General features: G+C 55.0%; 10 protein-coding genes and 1 tRNA gene. 7 read left to right on the plus strand and 4 right to left on the minus strand.

The features are described 5' to 3' along the window. Positions 1 to 51: 51 nt before the first annotated feature. A complete protein-coding gene (locus KI792_12345; protein ID MBV6633807.1) occupies positions 52 to 1,014 on the minus strand; it encodes a LuxR family transcriptional regulator in 963 nt (320 codons plus the stop codon). A 1,116-nt stretch (positions 1,015 to 2,130) separates the two neighbouring features. Between KI792_12345 and KI792_12350 the strand changes: the two genes are divergently transcribed. Together KI792_12350 and KI792_12355 are read left to right on the plus strand one after the other, a co-directional pair. Beyond that, on the plus strand, positions 2,131 to 13,389 hold the full coding sequence (locus KI792_12350; GenBank protein MBV6633808.1) for a tandem-95 repeat protein: 11,259 nt from the start codon (positions 2,131 to 2,133) through the stop codon (positions 13,387 to 13,389). 184 nt (positions 13,390 to 13,573) lie between these two features. Continuing rightward, complete coding sequence (locus KI792_12355; protein ID MBV6633809.1) at positions 13,574 to 13,957, plus strand: hypothetical protein; 384 nt, start codon at positions 13,574 to 13,576, stop codon at positions 13,955 to 13,957. Between the two features lie 6 nt (positions 13,958 to 13,963). On the opposite strand, the gene KI792_12360 is transcribed toward KI792_12355, so the two are convergent. Continuing rightward, a complete protein-coding gene (locus tag KI792_12360) occupies positions 13,964 to 14,644 on the minus strand; it encodes a phosphoribosylanthranilate isomerase (GenBank protein MBV6633810.1) in 681 nt (226 codons plus the stop codon). Positions 14,645 to 14,808: 164 nt separating this feature from the next. Between KI792_12360 and katG the strand changes: the two genes are divergently transcribed. The 3 genes from katG to KI792_12375 all read left to right on the plus strand — a co-directional run bounded on the left by katG (position 14,809) and on the right by KI792_12375 (position 18,817). Next, on the plus strand, positions 14,809 to 16,989 hold the full coding sequence (katG, locus tag KI792_12365; GenBank protein ID MBV6633811.1) for a catalase/peroxidase HPI: 2,181 nt from the start codon (positions 14,809 to 14,811) through the stop codon (positions 16,987 to 16,989). A 142-nt stretch (positions 16,990 to 17,131) separates the two neighbouring features. Next, the gene (locus tag KI792_12370) at positions 17,132 to 17,854 is read left to right on the plus strand and encodes a hypothetical protein (GenBank protein MBV6633812.1); all 723 of its coding nucleotides are present in this window, start codon (positions 17,132 to 17,134) and stop codon (positions 17,852 to 17,854) included. Between the two features lie 267 nt (positions 17,855 to 18,121). Beyond that, a complete protein-coding gene (locus KI792_12375; protein ID MBV6633813.1) occupies positions 18,122 to 18,817 on the plus strand; it encodes a class I SAM-dependent methyltransferase in 696 nt (231 codons plus the stop codon). An 85-nt stretch (positions 18,818 to 18,902) separates the two neighbouring features. On the opposite strand, the gene KI792_12380 is transcribed toward KI792_12375, so the two are convergent. Beyond that, complete coding sequence (locus KI792_12380; GenBank protein ID MBV6633814.1) at positions 18,903 to 19,586, minus strand: DUF2461 domain-containing protein; 684 nt, start codon at positions 19,584 to 19,586, stop codon at positions 18,903 to 18,905. 210 nt (positions 19,587 to 19,796) lie between these two features. On the opposite strand from KI792_12380, the gene KI792_12385 reads away from it, so the two are divergent. Beyond that, complete coding sequence (locus KI792_12385; GenBank protein MBV6633815.1) at positions 19,797 to 23,855, plus strand: hypothetical protein; 4,059 nt, start codon at positions 19,797 to 19,799, stop codon at positions 23,853 to 23,855. A gap of 45 nt (positions 23,856 to 23,900) precedes the next feature. On the opposite strand, the gene KI792_12390 is transcribed toward KI792_12385, so the two are convergent. Further along, a tRNA-Arg gene (locus KI792_12390) sits at positions 23,901 to 23,977 on the minus strand. Positions 23,978 to 24,381: 404 nt separating this feature from the next. Here KI792_12390 and KI792_12395 point away from each other — a divergent pair. Next, positions 24,382 to 24,885: a hypothetical protein gene (locus KI792_12395; protein ID MBV6633816.1), complete on the plus strand. Its 504-nt coding sequence runs from the start codon at positions 24,382 to 24,384 to the stop codon at positions 24,883 to 24,885. Positions 24,886 to 24,896: the final 11 nt, after the last annotated feature.

Genomic DNA, 24,896 nt, shown 5'->3' on the forward strand with positions numbered 1-24,896 from the left:
ATACTTTTGGGCGTGCCATTTCTTTCTTCAGTCGAATCATCGCGTGCCTTGCTAGTGCAAGATAAGCCCTTGGTTGATCGCCAGTGCCACGGCCTGTACTGTACGGGTGGCATCTAGCTTCTCAGCGGCGGTTTTGAGGTAGGAGTGCACCGAATGGGTGGTTATGCCCATAATCTTTCCGGTTTCCTCAGTTGTCTTGCCCTGGGCCGCCCAGTTCAGGCAATCAAGCTCCCGCTCACTTAAGCTGGACCCAGCGACGGGTTTGTCAGCCGTCCCCGGCCGATCATTCAGCGAGGTCTCGACCTCTGCACTGGTCTCGTTATTGATCTGGGCCGTCCTGAAGCTCAGCATCCGGTCGTGATAGAAAAGCGTGGTGGCGTTCAGCGCGTGCATGGCAACCTTCATCCCCGGTGCCGCCTCCCAGCTTGCGATGCCATCCTCATCAACCATCGCGCCATCGGTCCAGTACAAGCTGACGAAGCTTGAGCGGCCGCGCCGTGTCCCCGTTGGGTTGGGCGTGTGGTTCGGGATGATGAGCCCGTTATAGAGATTGTGGTTGTGGGACAGCTCAAGGATCTCGCGCGCCTTGGTCTTCCGACCCCGGCTGTAGCGCCGTGCCTGCTGATACTCCCGGCAGTCATACCAACCGAACGGCGCGTTATAATTGAACGCCATCCTCAGGACTGGGTCCACGCTTAGGAACCGTGCCTCGTTATAGGTCTCGAGGAACTCATCTGGCAGGGTGGAGACGAAGAAGGGCAGCGGCTCACTCACCCGCGGAATATGCTCCAGCGCGACGTAGGAGTGGTAGCCAAAGCCGAGACCGCTAACGATGTCACCATAAGCGGTGGTTAGATCATCCATCGTCTCGGCCGCTTCCAGCCGTTCCAGCCAGGTCAGGCTTTCACGGGCGAGATGGCCCAGATCGCTCAAACGCTGTCGATGGTCACTACCGTTGGCCCCGCTGCCACTGGGCACACACCTGCCGCGTTCGTTGCCCGCGTCACCTGCCATGATTGTGCTCCCCAACACATCATTCTACCGCTCAACGCTGCATATCATCCTGTGCACCGCCGCAGATTGCAAGGGCCGCTTTGAGGCAATCGCACGGCAAAAAACCTAACCCCTTGGAATCACGAGCAATAAGCCAGAACAAACAAAAACCCCTATTTTTCGGGGGTTCTCGAAATTGAAGCTCTCACTTAATCTGACCTCTGGTGATTGAGCAAAATTAAACAAGTCAGTTATAAAACTCAAAATTTGAATAAAATATAATCAATTACTGGCCGAATAATTACCAAATAAAGGGCTGGCAAAAAAATATAGTTAAATATGAAAATTGGACCATACCAATCCACTGTTTTAAAAAAACAGTTTAGAAGAATGAAATTAATAACAAAAACACTAAGATATAAATAGTAAATATATAATGAAGAGATAAAATTTTGATTAGAGTATAAGGCCAGAATGAATCCAACATATAAAAATACAACAAGTATAAAGCCATTTATAATAAAAGATCTAGATTTTCTGTTTTCCTGAAAATTATCAGCTCTATCTCGGAAAAAACTTTGGGATTTTATCATGACATCATCCAGTTCTTTGGTCGAGCTACTCAGCTTTGAGGACCCCGTTAAAGATCTAACGACACTCGAACTAGTCGCGTTAGAAAACAACAATCCCACTGGTTCTGTACTCGATCAACTTGTTTCTGAGTATACTCAGTTACATGATGAAAGTCTCGATCGGCTGCTAAAAAGTCTCGACGCAGTTTTTGATTCCAGTTCTGTGCTAGATGAATTTTTCAATGCAGCGTCAAACTCTCTATCATCTGTTTTATCAGACCTTCAAAGTGGGAAAATCACAAAGTTAGAAGCCGCATACAAAATAAACTCACTGAACAATATTCTTAATTATTATCAAGGATTTGTGGGAGAGAGGGGGCTTGTTCCTGATCTATATGATTTTTATGCTTCAAATCAAGGTTTTACGCAACAATATATTGATAAAGCAAATTTAAATTATCAAAAAATACTTTCGGAAACTGGAGAGTCATTTACAGATGACGGGTTCGCACAGTATTTAGCAAACAATACAAAGAACCCTGATTTCGCTCAGCTACAAAAACTTGTGAAAGGTGCATCCGTAGCCGGCAGAATTGGTGACGTTCTAAACGTTGTGAATGTCGGTGCCGAGGTCTTACAAGCGGCAAACCAGGAGGGCGTTGATGCTGCTTTTGATATCATCAATGAAGAGGGATCCGTAGTTGTTGGGCAAATTGCCGGTAGCTATGTAGGTGCCAAGATAGGATTGGCCGCAGGTGGGGTGATTGTAACGTTTGCGTTCGCACCTCTCAGCGTTCCTGCAATTCTTACACTGGGCCTGTTCGGCGTTGTTGGTTCAGCTGCTGGTTCTCTGTTTGGTGAAGCGGTTGCACAGCCAATTATTGGTGATGATCTGGAAGACTTTTTTAGGCTAGTCACCGGAAATCAAGACTTTGAAATTCTCGCTGATGCCGCTGAAATTTTCGACTACTCCAGCCTAACGTTTGATTATGTCGGTACTGAAAGTGGAGATTTTTACGAATCCATTCTAACCAGCGACGGATCGGCGCTTTGGGGAGAGGGTGGAAACGACACGATAATTGGCGGCGGTGGTGCCGATACGATCGTGGGGGCTACAGGGGATGATAGCCTTGCCGGTGGCTTAGGCGACGATTTCATCCTCGGATCGGAGGGTAACGATAGAATTGATGGTGGTGATGGCACTGATGAACTTCATGGGCGTGCTGGGGATGACTTCCTTACTGCTCGTCTAGGGGAGAATTTCCTGATCGGTGGCCTTGGCAGTGACACCTATCAGGTGCCTGCCGAAGTTATTGCCGCCGGAAATCACATCATTGCTGAGCGAGACCAGGTTCTGGAGTTTGGTGATGATGACACCACGGATCTCCTGATCCTCCCTGGCGATAGCAGCTTCATCGATCTGGTTATTCAGGGAAACATCACTGGCGGGATCATTATTGAGAAGGCCACGTCAGATCCCATGGCCGATGTGCCGGTGGATGTCTTCGGTGGGTTTGAGCTCGGTACCCAGCAAGACCTCGTCTTCAATTATGTCGACGGTGGTTCCGTTTCCATCATTGGTCACTTTGTCAAAGAGTTGCCTTTTAACGAGAACCAGCCGCTTCGGGTCGAGAAGTTGGTGGTTGGTGACCCCGACAATCCGAGCTTTGAATTCGAACTTAATGCCGAGAACGAGAAGACCTTTGGCGAGGGCGCTCGGGGGAGTGACTCTGCCGATCTTATGGTCTCTGGGGCCAATGACGGCCTGATCTATGGCTTTGGCGGCGACGACCTCATTCTGGGTAGCCAGCAGAACCATAATGAGCGGTTCTATGGCGGCGATGGTGCCGACACTATTCTGGGCAATAAGGGGGCTGACGAGCTCTTTGGCGGCACCGGGACGGACTACCTCTCCGGTGATTTGGGTGCTGATACCTTTGCTGGGACGTTTGCCGAGCTAGAGGGCGATCGCATTGTCGATTACCAGCCAGGTGTCGACATTATCCAGGTCAGTAACGGTAAGGGTCTGCTGGCTGAAGATTTTAGCTTCAATTTTGATAGCGGTGCCGGTGTGACCCAGGTCAGCTATCAGATGGGCCTGCAGTCCGGCAGCTTCTTCGTCGATGGCGAATACAACCGCATCGATGTCGACAATGGCGATCTGGAGCTATCTTTCGAAAGCCTTAGTCAGCCAACAATCTACATTGGGTCCGATGATGTCGCTGGATTTGGTGAACACTCATTCCTCTATTACTCGCCGACCGGTGACATTCAAGAGGGGGCAAATAGCGGTGCGCGCATTATCCGTGGTGGGCCGGGCAATCTGCCGGACGCGGATTTTCAATTCTTCGCTTCGAATATTGGAATTGAGATAGCGAATGCGGATCTATCCGCGGATGCGCTCGACTTTGATGCGCCAGTTCTAAGCGTAGTATATGACGACCCGGCTCTAACTTTTGCAGATCCAGATGGTGACGGCCTTGCCCCCACTGTGATCAGTGGTGAGTCTGGGGCGTTTGGTTTCAAGCCAATTGTTGTTGGTTCTCTTGCGACGAATTTATGGGCAGACCTTGAGGATTTTGCCGCGAGCCTGGGTACGTATCAGTCCAATCTCAGTATTCCTGGTGCCCGCGATATCTACTTCGCGGTTGAGAATTACAATCCTGTTGGGACCAATTCGAACTCCGTTATCAACACGGTTCTATCGTCGATCGATATCGATCTTCGGGATAATCTGCCATTTGAGCGTGGCTCCATCACGGAAGATCAAGAAGCCATCCAGTTTGTTGGTAATCTGGGGCTTCTGGACAGTCTCGGTGATGACACCTTCTACACCTATTTCAATGAAAACGCGGTTACCGGCGGCGCTGACCTACAGCGGACGGTTTTCAAATCTGCCGGTGGCGATAACACAATCGTGCTGGAGTATGGTGGCGCTGTTGATATTGAGAATGATCAATTTTTGGATAGTAATAATACTATAATTATTGAGGGATGGAATTTTTCTGAAGTAAATCTTGAAGGTCCTTCTGATCTAGACCTCAACTATCGAGTTCTTGATCCGGATGAGAATGCAGTAAGCAACGATATAGTATCTATCTCAAATTTTGGCATCGACCTGCCTTTTATTGGAGTTACTTTTAACTCTTTAACCTGGGGTGGAACGCACTTTTTATTCCAATTCGATGATCTAGTTACCGCGCCAGTCAGTGGTCGGGATGATATTCTAAATGCTGAGGCAGCAAGAACTGTTGCGCTATTTGATGGCGCCGGTGGTGATGATGAGATCATCGGCGGTGCTTTTGAAGACACCATCGCCGGTGGTGATGGCGATGACAGCCTGTCCGGCGGCATGTCTGGCGACACCTTGGCGGGCGGTGCGGATGATGATCTGTACTTCTCCCGGCTTCGGGATTTTGATGGCGATACCCTCATCGACTATGAGCAGGGTGAGGTTGTTCGGGTCAGCGATAATGCCTTCCTGACCCTTGATAACTTTACCTTCTTCTTTGATGGCACCTCGACCCAGGTGACCATTACCACCGAGGACGAGAGCGCGACGTTTACCGTCGCCGGCAACTACAACTCCGTTGATATCACTGGCGCCGACCTGGTGTTCGAACTCGTGCCATCACTCAACATAACCGGCACCGTCATCTCTGAGGTTATCTACGGTGGTCCGCTCGGTGATCAGCTGTTCCCTCTGCTTGGCGATGACACGGTGAATGGTCTCGGCGGCGATGACCTGCTGGATGGTGGCGGTGGTGCCGACATCATCATTGGTGGCCAGGGCGCCGATACCATTACCGGCGGTGAAGGGGCGGACACGGTTCAAGGCACCTTGTCCGATCTCAATGGTGATGTGATTACCGACTATCAGGCTGGCGACGTAATCGAGGTAACTGATGCGCCCGACCTTAGCGATAGCGACATCACGCTGACCCCAAGCGGTGGTACCACCACCGTTACGATTGCCGATCCAGGTGGTGACATCACGCTGACCCTAGACGGGGAGTTCGACACGGTCTCAGTCAGTGGTCCCGGGGCGATTAACCTGTTCCCGGTGGGCTTCAACTTCACACCTGTTGTGACCTCCGGCCAAACGCTAAGCGTTGTTGAGAATGCCTCCGTCGGGGCCAATGTGGGTACGGCGCAAGCAGTCGATGATAATGCTGCTGATACACTTCAAGCTTGGCAGATTGTCGGCGGGGCAGACTCCGCCCTGTTTGAGATTGATGGGGCGACCGGTGAGATCACCGTCGCGACTGATGCCATCATTGATTTTGAGGCAGATCCAGATCTGGAAGTTGTGGTGGCTGTGTCTGATGGCACGGTGACGTCAGCGGCAGAAGCGATTGCGATTGAGGTCATCGACTTTAACGAAGCGCCGATTGCTGAGGATGATGCGTTCAGCATTGAGCTTGGCGGGGCCGTCAATGGCAATGTCCTGGCCAATAATGGGGCGGGCGAGGATAGCGATCCGGATGCTGGGCCAGCACCGACCGTTGTTGAGGAGACGGTTACCTCCAATCAGGGGATTGCAGTCACCCTCTTGGCCGATGGCAGCTTTACTTATCAATCCGACGGCGCATTCACCGGTCTTGATAGCTTCACCTATACGCTGACTGATGGGGTCTTCACCGATACCGCGACGGTAACCATTGATGTGACGCCGGCGGGCGTCAATGCCGCGCCGGTTGTGACTGCTGGGCAATCATTCACAGTGGATGAGAATGCGGTCGGCGGCACCCCATTGCTACCCCTGGCTGGTGTCATGGCCACGGATGCCAACCCCGGTGACACCTTGCAGGGCTGGGCCATTACTGGCGGTGCTGATGCGGCGCTGTTCGACATCAATGCGACGACGGGCGAGCTTTCCGTCGCGGCGGGCGCCTTGCTTAACTTTGAGGCCGATGCGGATTTAGAGATCGAGGTTGTGGTCTCAGACGGCACGGTACTGTCCGTGGCCCAGGCCGTGGCGATCCAGCTCAATGATGTGAATGAGGTGCCGATCGCCGCCGATGATAGTTTTGCCGTGGTGTCTGGTGCCACGCTTAACGGTGACCTGTTTGCCGATAATGGCAATGGCATTGATGATGATGTGGATGCGGGCGACAGCTTTGATGCCCTGGCTGAAACGGTTACGACGAGCCAAGGCGGCACGGTTACCATCGAGGCCGATGGCAGTTTCTCATACCAGGCCCAGGCGGGCTTTGTCGGTGTTGACAGCTTTACCTACACAATTGCGGATCAGGCTGGCCTCACCGACCAGGCAACAGTCTCGATCAATGTGGTGCCGTCAAACGACCCACCGGTTATCAGCTCCGGCCAAACCTTTGCCATTGATGAGAATACCGCCGGCGGCACCGTGTTTGGTCCGGTTCTGGCGAGTGATCCCGATATCGGCGACGTGCTTCAGAATTGGACGGTTGTTGGCGGTGATGGTGCGGCCCTGTTCGGCATTGATGCGATCACGGGGCAACTTATCGTGGCCAGTGGTGCGGTGCTGGACTTTGAAAGTGGCAGCAACAGCTTTGCCCTTGATGTCACCGTTTCCGATGGGTCTCTGACCTCGGCGGTTCAGACTGTCTCTGTCACTCTAAATGACATCAATGAGGCACCAACGGCCGAAGATGATGCGTTTAACGTCGTCGCAGGCGAGCTCCTATCCGGGGATGTTACCAGCAATAATGGTAACGGGGCTGACACTGACCCAGATTTCGGCGATGTGCTGACCATTACGGCTGGTACCATTAGTTCCGCCGCCGGCTTCGACGTGGTGATCAGTAGCGATGGTGGTTTTGACTATCTCGCTGATGACACCTTCTCCGGCGCGGACAGCTTTACCTACACAGTTACTGATAGCGGTGGCCTCACCGATACGGCGACCGTCACAATCAATGTGGAGGCGGAGAATACGCCGCCTACAATTACGACCACATCATTGGCGATCAATGAGAATTCCGCCATTGGCACGGTTGTTGGCACGCTGGAGGCGTTTGACCCGAATAGTGGCGATATCCTGGAGAACTGGGAGATCCTGCCAACCTTCGGTAGCGATAGCTTCACCGTTGATCCAAACACAGGGGTTGTGACCTTTGTCTCCGGCAGCCTCAATCATGAAGTTACATCGCAGATAAACATTCTGGTGACCGTCTCCGATGGCACCGATACCTCGGCGGTTGAGAGCGTTCCGATTGTCATTCTGGACGTGAATGAGGCGCCGATTGCGCAGCCCGATACTGGTTTCTCAATTCCCCTGGGCGAGACAATCTCCGGCAATGTGCTGGTCGACAACAATGCTGGCGTCGATACCGATCCCGATGAAGGGGACACGATCTCAGCCATCGCTGAGGAGGTGACATCTCTTAATGGCGGTACGGCAACCATCGATGCTGACGGCAACTTCCTGTACCAGGCACCACTTAAAGCGGTTGGCCCAGACCAGTTCACCTACCGCATTAGGGATGCTGCTGGTCTCGAGACCACTGGTACAGTCTCAGTCGACGTATTGGATAACCCGGACATCTTCATTGGCGGCCCCGATGACGATCTGTTCGATGGCGATGACTCGGTCAGCCCAATCGGTGATGAGAACGATCCAGACCTTGCCTATGGCAATGGCGGCAATGACGAGCTCGATGGCGGTGATGAGAACGACACCATCTATGGCGGTGACGGCAACGACACCCTGACCGGGGGTGACGGCGCTGACCTAATCTACGGTGAAGACGATGACGATCTGATCTATGCCGATGCTGGGGCGGACACGGCTCATGGTGGTGCCGGCAATGATGTCATCTATGGCCTTGATGGTGATGACACGTTAAGCGGCGAGGATGGCGACGACCTTATCTATGGCGGGTTTGGTAACGACCTGATTGATGCTGGCGCTGGTGCCGATACGGTTTGGGGCGACTTCCAGGACGGGAATTTCGTTGGTGGCGCTGACACCATCTATGGCGGCACCGGCAATGACCTGATCTACGCCAACCTGTCGACTGATCTGGTCCATGGCGGTGATGACGCTGACAGTGTGTTCGGCGGTCAATCTGCTGATTTGCTGTTTGGCGATGGCGGCAACGATCTCCTAAGCGGCAATCGAGAGAGTGACACAATTGTTGGCGGTGGCGGGGCTGATACCATCTTCGGTGATGTCGTTATCAGTGAGGCCGGTGGCGATAGCCTTCTGGGGGGCAATGGCACGGACCTCGTTTACGGCAATGAAGGTAACGATACCGTCTATGGCGAGGCTGGTAATGACACCCTTTATGGTGGCCAGGGCTTCGATGACATCTATGGCGGTGATGGCAGCGACCTAATCTTCGGTGGGGTTGCGACCGATACGATCCGTGGTGCTGCCGGTGATGACACGATCATCGATTTCGATGCCAATGGCGTACTGTTCGGCTTCACCGGGGATGACATTATCGTCGGTGGCTCTGGCGCCATTGTTGATGGCGGTGGCGGCAGCAACCTGCTGATCGGTCTTGAGAACACAGTGATTTACGGTGTTGGGGACAATGATCTGATCATCGGCTTCGACAACGCTGCAATTAAACTCGGCAATGGCGGTGGCATCATTACCGGCGGCGGCGGTTCTGTTGAGTTCAATGGTCAGTTAATCACCCAGGTTGTTGAGGGCGTCGGTGGCGGCTTCACCGTCAATGGCGTTGATGCCGTCTTGCAGGGTGACCGGGTGATTATTGGTGACGCTAACCCAATCATTATTGGAGATATTGCGAACTACAATATTTCTGTTGTTTCGCTGCCTGAGGCAGGGAGCATATTTGATGAAACAACAGATACTATATTCGGCGATATTGTCATCGATGTGGATGGCAACGAGAATTTTGAGGATGTTGCCGACCTGCTCTCTGGCGGTGCCGCCAATGAATTTATTAGCGGTGGTGAGCTCAGCGACACGATCTACGGCGGTGCTGGTAATGACCTGCTTCAAGGCGGCAGCGGTGGTGATCGCCTGTTTGGTGGCGTTGGTGATGACTTGATATTGATTGATGATGGCGGTGATCCAAGTGTCGATATCGCCTATGGCGGCGACGGACAGGATCTAATCTCCATGAATGCCGGTGGTGATATTGCCTATGGCGGTCTCGGTCGCGACACGGTGGTTATCACAGATGTCGGGACATCCATTTCGCTAGATGCAAAAGTATTCGACGTAGAGCAGGTCGCAATTCGACAGATAAGTGACCTGCCATCGACGATCAGCTACTTCGCTGATGACGACATCACTCTGTCGGTCGAAATGGATCAGGCGACGGTCAACACCGGCACTGCCAACGAACACATTCTAATTGGAACGGGCCTTGGTGCCGAATTTGCCGTCGTTAACTCCGGCGCTGGCCATGACGCTATCTTTATCAATGCGACCCAGAGTGTGTCCGTTAATGCGGGCAGCGGACATGATGAGGTTCAAGTCGATGGTGGTGCTGTTGCGACCCTAACTGGTGGCGCGGGAGATGACGATCTGACGACTGGCGCCGGCAATGACTTCCTGATTGGTGGCAGCGGTCGAGATATTCTCGATGGTGGTGCCGGTGCTGATGCATTTATTGGCACGCTTGCCGACCTTGATGGCGATATCATCTACGGATTTGAGAATAACGACGTTATTCAAATCCTTGACCAGTTTGGATTGACTGAAAACAACTTCAAGCTGTTCCAGGCTGATCAACTTACCTTCCTTCAGATTAGTGCGGGCACCACCCTCTCAACGATGGTGTTTGCTGGTCAATACGATACGATCAATATCATTGACGGTGGGCCGGGCACGGTTTTCCAAGTTATCAGCTCGGCTGATCAGCTGGACCTCATCGACGGTACATCTGACGATGACACCCTCATCGCCTCACCGCGTAATGAGAGTATTGATGCTGGCGCTGGCGATGATTTCATTGATGCCGGGGCCGGTGATGATGTGATCAATGGCGGTACTGGCGATAACCTGTTTATCGGCGGTGCGGGCGCGGATCTGCTACTTGCTACAGGTACCGAGGACATCATTGTCGCCTCGGTCCCTGATGTCGATGGCGATACGATCAGCGGCTTCGACAGCGATGACTTCCTATTGTTTGAGAATGCTTTTGGCCTGTCTGTCGCAGACTTCTCAATAACTCAGAGCGGGAGCAACACGGTTATCACCGTGGATGATGGTAACCAAAGCTCGTCCTTTGAGTTGGTTGGTTTGTTTGATGTGGACGCGGTCAACGACTTCACAGACGATCCGGAATTCGGCGGCACAATCATCGACCTGATCCAGCTCACCCAAATCGGCGATACAGTAGTTGGCACCGAGCTGGCGGATGAATTGGACTTCGGCGCTGCCACCGCTTCGTTGCTGATCTACGGCCTCGAGGGTGATGATGAAATCCTCGCGGGTGTCGGCGCTGATACAATCTTCGGCGGTGCTGGTGATGATGTACTGCTAGGCGGCCTCGGCAGCGACTTTATCGATTTGGGTATCGGTCAAGACATTGCTGGTGGCACGTTGGCCGAGCTTGATGGCGACACGATTGTCGGCCTCGGTGCCGATGACGGTGTCGGCCTTATCGACGGTGATGCCCTTACACTAAACGAGGTCACATTGACCGTTATCGGTTCGAATACCGTGGTTGATCTGACGCTTGGTGGCTCAGCTGCCAGCTTTACCTTGGCTGGTGTGTTTGATGATGTTGCCCTCGTGGATGATCCAGAGGCCAAGATCCTCACCTTCGTGCCGGGTGAGGATACCAATGCAGCCGCTGGTGACACGATTTATGGGACATTGGCCGATGATCTGATCGACCTGATGGGTGGCGGCGCCACGATAGTCGATGCAGGCGCCGGTGCTGACACCGTTACTGTCGAGAATGGTGACAACCTGCTGTTAGGTCGCGCCGGTAATGACATCCTGATTGGGGCTGATGGAGACGATAGCCTTGAGGGTGGAGCAGGCGCTGACTCGCTTATCGGGGGCCTGGGCAATGACGTCCTGATTGGTGATAGCGGCGCTGATACGCTGGATGGCGGCAACGGTGACGACCAACTGGTTGGTGGCGCTGGGATGGACCTTATTCAGCTGGGCGCGGACCAGAATACCGTGATTGCTTTGGAGCTGGATGAGTTGGCCGGTGACACGATTTCTGGCTTCACCGCTGACGATCAACTTGTTCTTGCGACCCTGTCTGGCATTGATGCTAGCGCCATTACCTTAACCAGTGGCACTGATCGAACGGATGTCACAATCAGTGCTGGCGGCTCCAGTGCGAGCTTTGTCTTGGCAGGTAACTACCTACTTGATCAAGTCGTTGAGGACTTCAGTGATCCGATCTTGGGTGGCACCTTTGTCACCTTCACTGAAGACACGGGAACGGGTGGCGGCGATACCGTTAATGGTACGGCTGGCGATGACGTCATCGATGTGCCAGCTGGTGGTGCCACCTTTATTGATGCCGGGCCTGGTGCCGACACTGTGACCACCACTGACGGTGACAACGAAATCCTAGGTCAGGGCGATGACGATTTGGTGATTGCCGGCATCGGTGATGATACCGCCCGGGGCGGGGACGGTGATGACATCGTCTATGGCAACACCGGGAATGACGATGTCCGCGGTGAGAATGGCGACGATACCGTCTATGGCGGGTCGGGTGCCGACACGGTCCATGGTCTTGAGGGCGCCGATCAACTGTTTGGTGAAGACGGAACCGACACTCTCTTTGGCGGCAATGGTGCTGACATCTTGGATGGTGGCGCTGGTGATGACGTGCTGTGGTCTGATGCCGGGGATGATCTGGTTTATGGCGGCGCGGGTAATGACACCCTGCGCGGTGTGACCGGTGCCGATACACTCTACGGCGACGCTGGTGATGACCTATTCTACAGCGGCTCCGACGCCAATCTCGCTTATGGTGGCGATGGTGACGATTACCTTCGTGGCCAGGCCGGCAACGACACCCTATATGGCGGTTTGGACAATGACCGTATCGATGGTGAGAACGACAACGATGTTCTCTTCGGTGATGCGGGTGTCGATACGCTAGAGGGTGGTGACGGCAACGACCTGCTCGATGGTGGGGCGGATAACGACGTCCTCTACACCGAAAATGGCGACGACACCGCATTCGGTGGTGATGGCAATGACAATGTCTTGGGGCAATCCGGTAATGACTTGCTCTATGGCAATGCCGGGGTCGACACCCTGCGCGGTGATGTTGGTGATGACACGCTTTACGGTGGCGGTGATCGCGACGTTATCTTCGGCAACACTGATAATGACGTAGCGTTTGGCGGCACGGGTGAGGATGACATCCGCGGCGGCACTGGCCAGGACACGCTTTACGGTGGGGCAGATAATGACAAGCTGCGTGGTGAGGCAAATGACGATGTACTAATCGGCGAGTCAGGCCGCGATCAGCTGATCGGTGGTGATGGCAATGATGTTGCCTATGGCGGGGATGGTAATGACACCATTTGGGCTGAGGGCGACAACGACATCCTCTATGGTGGTGCCGATAATGATCGCCTGTTTGGCCAGGATGGTGATGACACCATCTCCGGTGACGGTGGCAATGACACCATGCAGGGTGGCGCGGGCGCTGATCTCTTTGTCTTCGACTTCAGTGGCGGCCTGACCGGCAGCGATATCATCCAGGATTTCTCACTGACTGAGGATAAGATCCAGGTGGTCGGTGTTGATGCCCAAACCCTAGTTGCCAATACGGCTGATGTGGGGGGCAATGCGACAATTACCCATGCCGGCGGTACCATCCGGCTTCAGGGTATCGATGTCGCTGATGTTGATGCCAGCCTGTTTGTCTAAGCACGATGTATGGCCACTCCCTTGATCAGGGGGGGGGCGCATCACCAATGGCTTAACCCGTGGCGCGCGCCATCTCATCAGTCGTTGACCAATTTGAGTACCCCTTTAGGCCCACCTATGCAGGGCTTGGAATGCCATGGTAGGCTTAGCCTTTATGTGGTCTGACTAACTGGGGCGCTTACTGATGGAAGACGAGACAATCCTGGTCATTTCTGAATCATCCGCTGTTGGGGATGAGATTACCGGCATGCTCGCCAATGGCTGGTTCAAATGCGAGTTCATCAACGCGACCCAGCAGGTGCCCAACCATCTGAACCAGGCACTCAAAACCACCGAGATGCCGCTGATCATCGACCTTGAGCTCAATAACCCAGTTGCTAAACAGCTGGTACGGGGCATCTTGCAAGCAACCAAGCTGGACCGCGTGATCGCGCTGGCCAAGGATGAGTCCCAAACGTCTAGCCTGAAGACTAAGGGCTTCGTTCATGTCGCGGCCAAGCCGGTGCGGGGCCATGTGCTGATGACCCTGATCGGTGAGTGCGTCGGGGAAGAGGAAGAAGAGGCTTAAACCGCCTCAACCCATTTCTGCTGCTTCTGCTGCCCTTACCGCATCCATAAAGGCGGTAAGCTTTTGCCGATCGAGCTGATCATCGGTCCGGACACCCGAACATAGGTCCAGGCCAAATGGGCGGACCTTTCTAATCGCCTCGCCCACATTCTCTGGCTTCAGGCCGCCAGCCAGGAACACTGGCAGCGGTGATCGGCGCACAAACTCGGCACTTATATCCCAATCATGAACACGGCCCGTGCCGCCCAGCTCTGGCGTTGTGGCGGATGGCTTACCGCTATCCAGCAGGAACGCATCAACATGCGGTGCGTAGAGATCGATTAGGTCGAGCGCCTGGTCATCCTCAACATGGATTACCTGCACTCGCTTTACGTGATGGCGGGGGAGGTGCTGGTCGAGTTCTGCATAGGCAGCCACATCGATATGGCTGACGATTTGCACCGTGCTGGGGTGCACCTGATCCACATGGTTCTTAATGCCCCGCCCGGTGGTCTCAGAAGTCAGAAGGAAGGTTGATATTGGCGGCGATGCCATCCCGGCGATCTGTGCCGCCATTTGGTCATCGATGACCCCTGGTCCCGAAGGCATGGCGCCCACCAGCCCCAACGCATCCGCACCTAGTTCAATCGCCAGCTGCATTTCCTCGGGGTTTTTGATGCAGCAGATTTTGACCCTGACCTTACCCATTTTTATGCCGTTTCTTGCGGTCTGTTTTGCTGTTTTTTGTCATTGGTAAAACCTATCGCCGACTTAAGAAAATTAAATTGGAACTTATCGCAGCCCATCGGTATAGCCAGGGTACCCGCGCAAGAGTTTTGCGCGTCTCACATTGAAAAAACGGAGAGGATCCAATGGACGGCGATAATGTAAAAATGAGCGGCTGCCCCGTCATGCATGGTGGCAATACAGGCATGACCAGCAGCCCCACCCGTTGGTGGCCACAGGCCCTGAACCTCGACATTCTGCACCAGCACGACACCCGCTCCAACCCAATGGATGCCGACTATAATCACCGTGAAGCGGTGAAGGGCTTGGACTTCCAGGGCGTTTGGGATGACACCCATAAGATCCTGACCGAGAGCAAGGATTGGTGGCCAGCCGATTGGGGTCACTATGGCGGCCTAATGATCCGCATGTCCTGGCACGCCGCCGGGTCTTACCGCCTCGGCGATGGCCGTGGTGGTGCTGGTACCGGCAACCTCCGTTTTGAGCCGCTCAACTCCTGGCCGGATAACGGCAATCTGGACAAGGCACGTCGCCTGCTTTGGCCGGTGAAGAAGAAGTACGGCAACGCCCTGTCTTGGGCTGACCTGCTGGTTCTGGCTGGCACCATTGCCTACGAAAATATGGGTCTGAAGGTCTTCGGTTTTGGCTTTGGCCGTGAAGACATCTGGGGTCCAGAGAATGACATCAACTGGGGTGCCGATAGCGAGATCCTCGCCCCAACCAATGAGCGGGTCGGCAACATCGAAGATGCCAACTCCATGTTTGGTCCGTTGGCTGCCTCCCATATGGGTCTGATCTATGTGAACCCAGAGGGCGTGAACGGCAATCCAGACCCAGCCGAGACGGCGAAATACGTTCGCATGACCTTCGCCCGCATGGCGATGAATGATGAAGAGACCGCCGCCCTCACCGTTGGTGGCCACACCGTTGGTAAGGCCCATGGCGTTGGCAACCCGGACAAGATCGGTGCCGAGCCTGCCGGCGCACCAATCGCCGATGCTGGCTTTGGCTGGCACAACCCAGACCTGGATGTGAGCAAGGCAAACACCGTCCACACCTCCGGCATTGAGGGTGCCTGGACCACCAACCCAACCAAATGGGATGATGGCTATCTGAAGCTGCTGTTCGGTTATGAGTGGGAGCTGACCAAGTCACCAGCCGGTGCTTGGCAGTGGGAGCCGGTCGATATCCGCGATGAGGATATGGTGCCGGACCCATCCGACCCATCGAAGAAGAACAAGCCGATGATGACGGATGCGGATATGGCGATGAAGGTCGATCCGATCTATCGCGAGATCTGTGAGAAGTTCCACGCCGATCACGACTACTTCTCCGAGACCTTCGCCCGCGCTTGGTTCAAGCTGACCCACCGGGATATGGGCCCGATCCAGAACTACCAAGGCCCATTCGTGCCGCAGGAAGAACTGATCTGGCAGGACCCAATTCCAGCAGGCCCAACCGGCTATGACGTTGAGGCGCTGAAGGCAAAGATCGCGGCGAGCGGCCTAAGCCAGACCGAGATGATCAACACCGCTTGGGATAGTGCCCGTACCTATCGTGGTTCCGACATGCGTGGCGGTGCCAATGGTGCCCGCATTCGCCTGGCGCCTCAGAAGGACTGGGCCGGTAACGAGCCAGAGCGTCTCGCCAAGGTCCTCGCCGTGCTTGAGCCACTGGCGAAGGAAGCTGGTGCCTCCATCGCTGACACCATTGTCCTGGCCGGTAATGTCGGCCTTGAGCAGGCGATCAAGGCTGCTGGTCACACTGTGGCGGTGCCATTTGCGCCAGGTCGTGGCGATGCCACGGATGAGCAAACCGATGCTGAGAGCTTCTCCGTCCTTGAGCCGGTTGCCGATGGCTTCCGTAACTACATGAAAGAGAAGTATTCCGTATCTGCTGAAGAGCTGCTGCTCGACCGCGCACAACTGCTCGGTCTGACCGGTCCTGAGATGACTGTCCTGATCGGTGGTATGCGTGTACTCGGCACCAACCATGGTGGTACCAAGCACGGTGTCTTCACCCAGCGTGAGGGCCAGCTGACCAACGACTTCTTCGAGACCATCACCGATATGGACTTCGTCTGGCTCCCCGTGGTCAGCGATGGCAGCTACCAGCTGCGCGACCGTAAGTCGGGCGAGGTGAAGTACACGGCAACTAGCGCTGACCTGGTCTTCGGTTCGAACTCCGTCCTTCGCGCCTATGCTGAGCTTTACGCCCAGGATGATGCGAAAGAGAAGTTCGTCCGCGACTTTGTTGCTGCCTGGACCAAGGTCATGAACGCCGACCGGTTTGATCTGGCGGCCTAAGCGCCCCAGCATCTAACTGCGATAGTTTAGAAACAGCCCGTGGCATCCGCTGCGGGCTGTTTTGCATTTTGCAATAACTTGGCATGGTGCTTGCGAGACGCCAACGCGAAGGCGGGAGCGGTCCAATGAAAAGGATCGAACCATGGAACCCATTTCGGGCAATTTACGGCTAGAGAACCGACTACTTAACCACCAACGTCCACCAACCCCGGTAACGGAAAAGCCAGAACGGGCAAGGGCCGACGCATTTCCAACAGACCCAAGAACGGGCACTCCTAAACTAGGCAGCTTAGGGCCTGGCGCTGACAAACCGGCAGATATCACGGATGTGGTGAAGACCATGAAGACGGTCGACCCTGCACCGGGTTTAAGCATGGCGATGATGGTGCTGAACAACCCAGATGATGGCGCTATCGATGCTAATGGCGATAGCATCGTGAACATTCTTGATATCGTTAAGAACAGCCAGGTTGCGCAGAATGCCCAGCCAGCGCCTCAAGCGGGCGATGAGGCTGCCTATGCTGATATCAAGAATGTGGTTGCATCAATCTCTGCAGGTGAACCGGTGGAGACGATGAACAGCATGGCCTGGATGTTGAACCAGTCATCGACAGCCCCGTCAGATGCCCCGTTAGATGCTAATGGCGATGGTGAGATCACCGTCCAAGATGTGGTGATGAACAGTGCAAAACCGGACATGCCAAGCATCCTGAGCGTGGTGCAATCGGCTGGGTCAGGTGACCCGGCGATCACCATGCAAAACATCGCCATGACGCTCTATGGCGCCAAGACCCCAACGCTTGATGTGAACCAAGATGGTGCCGTCACCATCTTGGATATCATGAAGACGATGGGTAATGCCTAGTAAAGGCGAGCTTAACGCCTAACTCGCGCTTAATCCGCCCGGCTGAGGCCAGATAGAAAATCGATCAGCGGGTGCACGGCCAGGCCGAACTCAACGGCCTGGTCGATTACTTTTCCTGACGTCCAATCGGCCATCTCCGCCGGCGGTTAGCTCTACTTCACCGACAGGCGTAGCAGGCGTCATCTGCGGACTAGGTGTTGCTCCCTATGCCTCGAAGCGGTAGCAAACAAGCCTGTCAGCGTTGTCTTACTGATCCATGGATAGCCAATGGACTACCGCAGTTTTCTGAAGCATCTCCACGAGACTAGATCACCAAAGCGGTACTTTGAAATTGGCGTCAGAACCGGACAGAGCATGTGCTTTGCTAAGCATGCGGCGATCGGCGTTGATCCAGTGGTCGATATTCAAGAGCCGATGCAGGCGAGAGTGTGTCTCTTTGCCATGACGAGTGATCAGTTCTTTAACGACTATGATGCCCGAGCCCTCTTTAACGGCAAAGGCGCGGACATGTCGTTGATCGACGGAATGCATCTCGCCGAGTTTGCATATCGGGACTTTGTGAACACCGCTCGGATCAGTGCAAAAGGTTCGCTGGTGATCCTGGATGACGTATTGCCAACTGACATTGATATTGCCGGGCGCGACTGCACAGACTCAAGTGCCTGGACCGGTGATGTCTACCGCGCCTTAACGGCGATAAAGGTGAACTTCCCAACCCTCAAAATGGTTGTCGTGAATATCAGCGGTAAGGGCCTCGCCTTTATCAAAAGCCCCAATCTTACAGACGAAGAATTGGATGCCGACAGCAACCGGGAAACCGCGGAGGCTTTGGAGAACACAGATGTTTATCGCGTGAACAGCGTTGAAGAATTGTGCGCGCAATATCGGCGCGTAGGTTGCCCTATTCTTTCGCCAAAAGAGGCCGTCACTTGGCTCAAAGGCCGAACCTTTGTCATCTCCTAGTCCAGCCTGGTTGGGCTTCAGCTAGCAGGGGCTGTTTCGACAGGCCATCGTCAATGATGGCTAGCGGCGACCAAACCTCTCAACACTAATCCGCGCGGCTAAGGCCTGAGAGGAAATCGATCAGTGGGCGCACGGCCATGCCAAATTCAACCGCCTCATCGATGACCTTGCCCGACTTCCAATCAGCCTTCGGAATATCCCGGCGGGTAATCAGGCTGGTCAGCTTGATCGCCTTGGCAAAGCGATGATCAGCATGCTCGGCATAGCCACGTGGCATTGAGGATAGGGACATGGAGTAGTCGAGGGCGAGGCCAGCCTTGGCCAGGCTTTCCTCCATCCGGGCAAACCGATCTTCATGCTCGACGATCCGGTTGCGGATGGGCGCCAGCGCCTTGGCCGTAAGGTTGTAGCGGCCAGCGGCGACGAACCCGCCGGTCCGATCAATCTGCAGATAGATGAACGGCTCCGCATCATCACGGGTGCCGCTGGGGCTTAACAGGCCAGCGATATTGGTGCGGTAGGGTGTCTTGTCTTTTGAGAACCGGGTATCGCGGTTCATCCGGAACATCGTCTTCTTACCGCCTTGGAACGGCATGTCCCGGGCCTGCAGCTGAAACGAGATGCTGCCCAGCATCGCGATAAAGGGGTCGAGCAGGTGCTCGCCGATCTCTACCTTGTGCGGCAGATACCATTCACGATTGTTATTCGCGGCAAGCTCAGTCAGCAGGGTGAAAGATCGGGCAGAAAAGCCCAGTGCGTTCTTACTCATGGCGCGCACCTTAGCGTTTAGTGCAACCAGCACAACACCGATCGGTATGTTGGCTGTCTGGATCGGTACTGCCTCAGCATCTGCAAGGATCGGTAGCTGCGTATACCGGTCAGCTTTTTCTGCGGCGCTGGGGCAATTCGTCATTGTATGTCGACGAATTATTTGAGTTAATTTTCAGTAGGTTTAGAGAATTTTTATCTGGAGTTCATATTGCTCGATATCGGCCGTTTGGCGTTTCTAGCACCATGCTTAAAACTGCTTCTGGGGAGTGCGTTAGGCCTCCTCCTCGCCTTTACTCTGCCAGTCAGTAACGCACTCGCTTTTCCCGCACCTGAGGTGTGGTGGCAGCTGCTTGCCCATGTGCAATCTGCGACCGCTGCGCTCGGGTCAATCAATGGCCTGATCGGCCTGACGACCGCCTCCACCGTCACGGCCGGTGCGGTTTATGGGCGACGCCTCCGCCGCCTTGGCTCCGCACCTCAAAGCCGTAGGTCCAAGCCCATCTTTGCGTGTGTGCTGGTCGCTGCCTTGACCGTTCTGGCCCTTCAGCTCGCCAGTGAGTTAAGCCATCACGAGGATGTGGTCCTCAATCGTAAGCCACCACATGTGGTCGATACCTCCGCCGTGTTTTTCGCCTTGGACGAAGCCGGCCAGGCTGTTCACCCCAACGGCATCCACCCTGACGGCCTGACGGCGTGGTTGGGCAGCAATGAATATCGAGCAATCCTTTTCGCACCGGCACCGGAGGCGATCCCCAGATGGCCTGAAACCCATGCGTCGGTAATCCAGTTTCCAGCCGACGGACAGGCGATTGATTTGGATGCCATGCTTGCGGAAGTGTTGGCGATCCATAACCAAGATGAGGGTCGGACCCTACTGATCGATAAGAGTGGTTTTCTGGCTGGGCGCCTCGCCGTTATGGCGGGTGGGCATGATCAGGATCTGCATTTCATCATTGGGGGGGAGGATGCCCTGGTAGCTTGGGCGCGGGACTTGCCAGCCGCCCCACAAGCTAGCCCTGGACTTGTAGCTAGGGCTTTAGAGGTCCGCGATCAGCTTACCGTCATCGATAGCCGTAAGCCCTTCGAGTTCTACGATAGTGGTTACCTTTATGGTGCCAATCGCATGACACTAGCCGAGTTTGTGTTGGCAGCGATGGATCCAGATCGGGTGGCGGCTTGGCGCTCTCAAGCCATGCTCATCACTGGATATGATAGCGCCCAGACCGAGGCGATCGCTGCCCTGGCCAACACGCTCGACATCGATGTCCGATATAGCGCCAGGTATTCTCTGCAGGCCGCGCAGCTGAACATCCCAAACTATCGTAATCGCGATACGGTGCTCGGCTGGCGGGACACGGTTCGTGAGGTCATCGGCAACGAAGCAACCTGGCTAATCGATAGTCGCAGTACCGAAGCTTATAGCCGTGACAAACTCCGGCTCCCGCAAACAATCCATATTCCGGTGCTGGAGCTGAGTGAGGGTGAACTGGCCCAACGCTTGGCGGCGCTTGATCTAACCCGGCGCTATCTCGGTAGTGCCTATGCCCAGCTTGATGGCTTCCAGCTTCGTCGCATTGGATATGAGATTAGCCAGGCCGGCGGTAATTGGCTCGGCACCACAACCGCAACTGCCGCCATCCCACCATCCTTGTTGGATGAGGTTGAGAGCTTTGCCAACCCGTCCGGGATCTGGCCGCTTGATCTACTCTTCGCCGTACTCAAGTTTGAGCTGTTTGCCCTGACCGATGGCATCGCCCNCTATCTGCGTGGTGGGGCGCAGGTTGAAGCATCCTGCCACGCGTTGTTCGACGCCATACTGCAGCCCAATCATCCTCGGGCCATGCTGGTCATGTCCGTGGTGTTTGGTTTCCTGTTTGCCATGGCCTTGAATTGCCTTGCCGTCAGGTTGCGATACCTACGCGGTTGGTCTCTCGACCCCAAAGCTATTGCCTTGCCGGAGCTGGTCCTCCGGCTGCTGGTTACTTTGATTATGGGGTTGGTCTTCCTCAACTATCTCAGCACCTCTGGCACGGTGGCCGCCGGCCTACCCGATGCCGCGATCAGCCCGGTTAAGCCCTATTGGCTTTTATCGGTTCTGGCCTCTATCGCCATCGGGGTTCAGTTGTTGATGCGGGATGATGGTGGTCGTCTGAAGCATCTGGTCGCTTGGGTTCTCGCCGCCGGCATACTCTGGCTCGTACTGAAGTCGGTCCCCGCCGCATTCTGTGCCTTCATTCTAGGGATTGGTTTGGCGGGACTAGGCCCCAGCCGTATTAAGGCTATTCTGCATCGTGTTGGCCCCCGGCCTGCGCCAATGGTCCTCGAGAATGGCAGTGTCAGTGCGTTGGCACCTGGCGAGGAGACGCAGACCGGCATTCATAAGATCGATAACCTGTTTCATGCGGCGCGGCTGTTTCCGGGCTCGGTGTTGTCGGGCCTGTTATTCCGTCTGCCAGACAACAAGCTCGCTGCTTTTTCCGGCTCACAGACGGCCCAGGCCTTGGGCGATCTATCACCTAGGCGGGCAATCTTCCGATCAGCCATGCCGAATGAGGACGCGTTGGGCAGCGAACCGGGTCGCTATGAAAGCCAGGTTGCCGACCTGTCTGGACTGGTCACCATTGAACCCTTCACCCAGGTGACGCGTGACACCCCGCGCAACCTTTTGGTCCAGCCAGCACTTAATCAGCTGCAGTCAGGCCATGTCTTGTCCAGGTCACCAGATGATCCAGACCGTATCTTGGTCGACGTCCTCTACGATGCCGCTGATGGTCATGATGGTCAGCCAGCGCAGCATTCATGGAAGTTGCCCCGGGGTTTCTTCGCCTTCATTGCCTGGGCGTTTGAGCATCATCCAAGCCGGTTTGAGCTGTTGTTCCAGCTGCGCCGATGGGCACTAGCACTTGAGCATGAGTTCAGCACAACCGTGATGCTCGAATGGGTGCGTGACCAGCGCAAACCATGGTTGGTTCAGGTCCGCCCGATGGAGGAGGTGAACCTCTTCGATGCGGATACTGCTTACGCCCTCGGCACCCAGCGTGGCGTGCCTCGCTTGTCCAACTGGTCACGGCGTGATCTTGATCAGCTACTGCCCAATGCCAGAACGCTGCCAGCAGATGTGGTGGTCGCGTCCAGTGGCCCAGCTATCACCTACAGCCATGGTCGCCTATGGCAGCGGGTGCCTTTGTGGGCGCGGGTGCCTAGGCTTCCTTGGCCTGTCTTGTTCCATCGCCAGTTGGTGATGAAGCTGGATGCCTTGTTTGACCGTCGCCAAACCCAGCAAGAGCGCCTGACCGCGACGAACTTCTCCTACCTCTCGCTCGTCAACCTGCAGCATCTGGTGGTTGATGTTCTGTCCGCGGTGAAGGAGGAGACCATGCCATTGATCTGGCAATGGGATCGCCTAACCTCCCGCTATGCTGAGACTGTATTGCCCTATCAGCCGGGTTATGAGGGGGCGCTCACCGCTGATCATCTGGCTGCCGTGTCAGGCTTGGATGACCCAAGGTCGTTGGCAAAGTATTTTGGTCATCGTGGTTCCATCGATCTTGATGTGTCCTGCCCCCGATTTGGGGAGTGGGTAACCAGCGAGTGCCCTAAGGATATCAAGGATGCGATTGATAGCCTGCCACCACCGATCCGCCCCTTAACCTTCAGTGACGTTAAGCAGGACCTTCACGACCTCTTGGCCAGGGACTACGCGTTGCTGCGCCGTGCCTTCCTAGAAATTGGTGCGCGGTTGGGTTTGGGTGATGCGGTTTTCGATCTACCCCTGACAGCGGTTTTAAGCGCTGATCTTCACTCCTCCCACGAGCTTCAGCGGTTGGCGGGCTGGCATGCCAAAGCGGGCCAGCAGGCAGCACAGTTCCAGATCCCAGATACAGCCTATGGCTGGCAGCTAAGCTGCCCCAAATTCTCTTGCCAGACGGAGGGATGCCCCAACGGNCAGCAGCCTGAAGGGCCCAAAGTTCTCTCCACGATCAATGAGCCGGTGGCCGGCAAGGTCCTCAACCTTGGCCGCGATACAAAGCTGGACCGGTCGGCCCTAACAGGCGCCATCGTCATCATCAGAACAGAGCGAACCGATCTGTACGGGTATCTGGATGATGTGGCCGGTGCGGTGATCGTCAATGGTCGCGTAACCAGTCATCTGGCCATCGCCTTCAGAATGGCCGGCAAGCCAGTTATCGCAATGACGCCAGGCGAGCTAGCAGACTTCAAAGACGGCGACACCGTAACGTTGAGCGCAAACGGTCTCACCGCCTAACTGCCGGACAGCTGGCGGAACGTGTCTAGTTATTCGAAAAAGAAATGGCGCGCCCGGGAGGATTCGAACCCCCAACCTCCTGATCCGTAGTCAGGTGCTCTATCCAGTTGAGCTACGGGCGCTTTGGCGCGTCGCTAAATTTGCATCATGGATGCAATGGGGAGAGGCGGCGCAGCCAACCCGGGCAATCGGTTTGTTCAACCCATGCTCGAGCGAACGGGAACCTAGCTAAGCCGCCCTCCTTTGGCAAGGGGGGATCACAGGTGATTTTATGCTGGCCGCTATGCAGTGGCTGTGGGCACCTATCACCGGTCCAAAAACCGCAAACTGGCCCGTGGCCTTAATCTGAAAGCGATCCAATAAATCGACAATAAATAGATAAAAGTTTTGCGAAAATAACAGATAAAAAGATTTATTTGTATTTCATTAACTAAATCGCGACCCTCTTTATTAGTTGCTGCCTAGGCATGGTTTTTTGATGTGTTCAAGCAGTTAAGATTATAATTGCCATTGAGGGTTGAGGCAGATGATCCGAGCCGCGGTCTATGTCCCGAACTACGAGAACCTTAGTTTGTCCAAGGCGGTGATCGATGGATCTAGCCGGATTGATGCCAACCACACGGCCGATATTGAAGAAGTTGAGCGGCTGTTGCGCGATCATGATTGCCATATCCTGACAATCTTCTCCCCCCGCACCATGGCTGATGTTGGTCGTATCCTGGAGGTGCTGACGCCTTACCTGTTGCGTTGGAGGATCCCGGTAAGTGTGATCGGAACCGCGCCCACGCTCGACCAGATTAAGCGGATGCGCACGGCTGCGATCACCGATTACTCAGTGCTGCCACTTGGACCCAACGCGATTGCTTGGCGCCTAACCCGCGCCGTGATGGACAATCCTGATGGTCAGGGCTGGATGACGGTGCCGTCTTGGGGGGCAGGGGTTTCTGAGAACTTAAGCGAACGACGCAAGCATCTGTTTTCCAGCAACCCCTTCGCACCTGGCGCTGGTGCGGCACTAGCACCGGCTTAAACACCGGCCCA

Source organism: Alphaproteobacteria bacterium SS10, assembly GCA_019192455.1.
Lineage (GTDB): Bacteria > Pseudomonadota > Alphaproteobacteria > TMED2 > TMED2 > TMED2.